Below are 4255 nucleotides of genomic sequence, written 5' to 3'. Positions count from 1 at the left end.
CCGCCCGTCCACTCATGACGGGCGGGACGCCCATCCCACTTTCAAGAGTGGAAGTTATTTAATTCTCATTCCTAAGTAAATGGAAATAAACATGGCGTAGGGGAGGCAGAGTTTTGCATTAATAATAAACTGGTGGCTAGTATAGATCATTGCCTTACCCGCCCCTAATATTTTTTATTGTTTGTCGAGTCTGCCTACTTCTTAACTAATAACTTTTGACGAAAGTCGCTTCTTCTCAATATATTGCTGGTGGTAATCCTCTGCCATATAAAATTCCCCAGCAGGTTTGATTTCCGTGGCAATATCTTTGTCGTATTTACCGGAAAGTTGTAATTTTTGTTTGGAGGCGCGAGCGGCTTTTTCTTGTTCGGAATTGTGATAAAAAATCACCGACCTGTACTGTTCGCCTCTGTCGGGGCCTTGGCGATTGATTTGGGTAGGATCGTGACAATTCCAGAATACATCTAGCAGTGCTTCGTAACTCACCTGCGATCGATCGTACTCTATCAGCACAGATTCAGCGTGACCGGTGACTCTGGCGCAAACATCCAGGTAGCAGGGATTCGGCCAGTGGCCTCCTGTGTAGCCCGCAGCAGTCGAGACGACACCCGCAACGGCGCGAAACTTGTGTTCAACTCCCCAAAAACAACCAGCGGCAAATGTGGCTTTTTCCATCGTGTTACTCATCGTATTGAGATAAAACTTGGCACTAAATTATGGTTGACATATTCCCATAAGTGTGCATTCCCAAACTAATCGCGGCTGTACGTAGTTTAACAAATATTGTCGTGCTTTCTCCAAGGGCTCTAGGGGCGATCGACTAATTCCCCCTGCCAAAAATTGCTGCCAGTAACAGTGTTGTAAATAATCGATTAACCACAACTGAGATTCAGTATCTAAAGTTTTATCAATTTCCTTTGCCAATTCCAAAGCAGACCGCAGATTTTGAGGCAACTGCTTCACCTTTTGCAGCAAATCATCGGGTATTGATTGCAGTTGCTGCCAAATAGAAATCGCCTCCCCAGGACTGCCCTGAGCCATCCCCAGTACCTCGGAATGATTCAAAATCTCCGCGAATCCCGCTTGCTGCAAAACTTGTGCCATTGCTTCGGGATTCAGCCGAGAAAACGAAATTTTTTGACAACGCGAAATTAAAGTTGGCAGCAAAAGTTCCACTGTCGGAGCAATTAAAATTAGGGCTGCTTTTCCCGGTTCTTCCAATGTCTTCAATAAGCCGTTAGCGGCTCCCTCAGCCATTGTTTCTGCTTGTTCCAACACTACGACTGAACGTGCTGCTTCTAGCGGCGGTCTGCTGAGAAAATTACTGATTTCTCGAACTTGTTCTAAACGAATTTGTGGTGGTGCTTTCCGCTTTAAACCGGCTTCCTCTGCTTCCTTTGGCGTAAGCCGTTTGCCTTGGTTCATATAAGTTGGTTCTACCCAAAGTAAGTCTGGATGATTTCGCTGTCGCACGCGATTTTGCACGGAGGCTATTAGTCTGGTTTCGGGAATATTGGCTGAGAATAAAAGCTCGATGAAACACTGAGCGGCTAAACTTTTGCCGATGCCGTTAGAGCCGACAAATAAATAACCAGGAGCAATTCGGTTTCGCTCGACTGCTTGAGTTAGCAATTCTACTGCTCGCTCTTGTCCGATTAATGATGTAAAATAATTCATGTGACAGTATTCAGTTGACAGTATTCAGTTGACAGTTGACAGAAGGAAGTGGACAGAAGGAAGTTATGGTAGGGTGCGTCAGGGGCGCTGAATGTAATGACTACCTCTTCAAGAATTTTGCCCCGCTACCCTATGGTGAGTTAGTTACAACTGAAATCTTGCACCATTCTCAACAAGCTGTAGGGGCGGGTTCACTCTTGAGCCTCGGAAAGTAGCAGACAGGTTAAAAAACCCGCCCCCACCCCACCCAAAAGCCCCAATTGACATTGCTGCAAGATGTCAGTTACAACGAAGAAACCGGGTTTTTCCTCTACCTTGAGGATTTTTAGCAAATATTTCGTAAAAAACCCGGTTTCTGGCTATCTATGTAAGCTTACTTTTCAGAATTGGTATTATTTAAATATCCCCAACCTTCTAACCGGCGAGTTACAATAGCTTGAATTTCCTGAGCGACTTCATATTCAGGCCGATCGGCATTTATGCGAACAATTCGAGATTTATTTGCCTCGGCTAACTCCGAAAAACCTTGCTGCACAAGGCGGTGAAACTTCAAATCCGCTTGCTCGATCCGATCGCACCCTCCGCGAGCCCTTACCCTCGCCAAACCTTCCTCCACATCAATATCCAGCCACAAAGTCAGATCGCTTTCCAAGCCGCCGGTGGCAATGTCATTCAACTGCTTAATTAAATTTAAATTAAGACCGCGGCCGTAGCCCTGATAAGCGATCGTAGAGTCAGTAAAGCGATCGCATAAAACAATCGTTCCCTTAGATAACTCGGGTTTGAGAAAAGTTTCGACGTGTTGAGCGCGATCGGCCGCGTACATGAGTAATTCTGCTCGATCGGATACAGATTCGCCCCCATCTTGTTTCAGCAGCAAATGTCGCAGTCCCCTTCCCAGCTCAGTACCCCCCGGTTCGCGAGTAGCCACCAAGCGGACTCTCAGAAAGCAACTTACTTGCAGGAACTGTATCAAGCGCTGCATTTGCGTAGTTTTACCCGCACCTTCAACCCCCTCAAACACGATAAGTTTGCCTTTCATTGCCCTAACTTTCCACCTGAATAAAATAAATCCATATTGTTCTGTGCATCTGTTCTAGGTTCGGTATGATAATAAAGTCTAAATGCCTCACGGCTGGAGTTGTCTATGGCTCGCTATACTGGTTTTTTTATCGTTGCCGTTCCGATCGACCGTCTCCGTCAATCCCTGATTGAAATTTTAGAGTCATGCAATCTTGATATTATCTACAATACAGGAGATTCCGTCATGGCTCGCGAGCTTCCCGGTCAAGTTTCCATTGCCAAACTTGTCACCGCAGAAGTCCTAATTGAGAAAAACACGGCCAGCGACTCAGAGGTTCGCATGAACTTCGTGATTAAAAACGAAGAACTGCCCCTGCAAACCAACAACCACTGCCGTCAAATGTTCGAGCTAGTGAGTCGTTCAATTATGAACAACAATAACTGGCGACTTTTGGAAAGTATGGCACTCTAGCCATCAGTCAGTCGAGTTTACATTTTAGATTTTAGAGTGACTCCACAGATAAATCTGGGGCCTCGAACTAACGTCGAAACTTCTTTGGTCTCGACTCCTGGTGTGGGGGGCTTGTATCCGTCTTGGTATGAGGCCATTAGTCATTAGTTTCTAGCTAATGACCGATGGCCTCCGACTTTTATATGCAATCCCTAAACTTAAGCTCGAAATCCCCGGCGCAAAAACAAAGAATTTGTCACCACGCTAACAGAACTAAACGCCATAAATGCTCCAGCCGCCGCAGGACTGAGTAGAATTCCGGTTGCAGGCAGCAAGATACCTGCGGCTACCGGAATTCCCAGAGTATTGTAACCAAAAGCCCAAAATAAATTTTGGCGAATCTTATTAAAAGTAGCGCGCCCCAGCTCGATCGACTCAACAACATCCATCAAAGCATTTCGCATCAGCACAATTTGAGCAGTTTCAACTGCCACATCAGTGCCGCAGTGCAAACCGATACCGACATCAGCTTGAGCCAAAGCCGGCGCATCATTGATACCATCCCCCACCACAGCCACTTTACAGCCTTGGGCTTGCAAAGTCGCGATCGCCCTCGCCTTCCCCTCCGGCCGCACCCCGGCCAAAACATCAGCCGCCGCCAAACCTAGCTGCTGCGCCGTCACCGCCGCCGCAGACGGCGTATCCCCCGTCAGCATCATCACCCGCAATCCCATGCCCCGCAAACGTTCCACCGTCGCCTTAGCATCCGGCCTCAGAGTATCTTTTAGGCCGATTACCCCCAGCAAAACGCCCCCAGAAGCCACGTAAACCGCCGTTTTGCCTTGCAAAGACCCCGACAATTCCGTCGCCACAGCGACCCCCTGCTCCTTCATCCACTCAGCATTCCCCGCGAACACCCGCCGGCCCTCCACCAAAGCCGAAACCCCCAAGCCCGGTTCCGTGCAGAAATCCTCAGCAGCTAGCAGCGGCAAACCTTGCTGTTGAGCTTCCAGCAAAATCGCTGCCGCGATGGGATGAGAAGCGCCCCTTTCCACCGCCGCCGCAATTTGCAGCAGTTTTGAGTCAATTGTGGAACAGGCATCT

General features: G+C 47.9%; 5 protein-coding genes. 1 reads left to right on the top strand and 4 read right to left on the bottom strand.

Annotated features, from left to right (window positions below; translation table 11 throughout):
* Window positions 1-201: 201 nt before the first annotated feature.
* From msrA to tmk, 3 genes are all read right to left on the bottom strand, one after another.
* Window positions 202-687, bottom strand: a complete 486-nt coding sequence (msrA, locus tag QT973_RS16685) for a peptide-methionine (S)-S-oxide reductase MsrA (protein ID WP_445299481.1) — start codon at window positions 685-687, stop codon at window positions 202-204.
* A 27-nt stretch (window positions 688-714) separates the two neighbouring features.
* Complete coding sequence (locus QT973_RS16680) at window positions 715-1677, bottom strand: DNA polymerase III subunit delta' (RefSeq protein WP_333272289.1); 963 nt, start codon at window positions 1675-1677, stop codon at window positions 715-717.
* A 373-nt stretch (window positions 1678-2050) separates the two neighbouring features.
* The gene (gene tmk, locus QT973_RS16675) at window positions 2051-2719 is read right to left on the bottom strand and encodes a dTMP kinase (protein ID WP_333053131.1); all 669 of its coding nucleotides are present in this window, start codon (window positions 2717-2719) and stop codon (window positions 2051-2053) included.
* Window positions 2720-2824: 105 nt separating this feature from the next.
* Between tmk and QT973_RS16670 the strand changes: the two genes are divergently transcribed.
* Window positions 2825-3172 (top strand): hypothetical protein, encoded by a 348-nt coding sequence (locus QT973_RS16670; protein ID WP_190659999.1) that lies wholly within the window; start codon window positions 2825-2827, stop codon window positions 3170-3172.
* A gap of 197 nt (window positions 3173-3369) precedes the next feature.
* On the opposite strand, the gene QT973_RS16665 is transcribed toward QT973_RS16670, so the two are convergent.
* On the bottom strand, window positions 3370-4255 hold an 886-nt coding region (locus tag QT973_RS16665; protein ID WP_333210478.1), incomplete at its 5' end, for an HAD-IC family P-type ATPase.

It is taken from the genome of Microcoleus sp. Z1_A1 (assembly GCF_036700305.1).
Lineage (GTDB): Bacteria > Cyanobacteriota > Cyanobacteriia > Cyanobacteriales > Microcoleaceae > Microcoleus.
The sequence above is the reverse complement of the archived record's forward strand: the minus strand, read 5'-3'. Positions and strand labels throughout refer to the sequence as shown.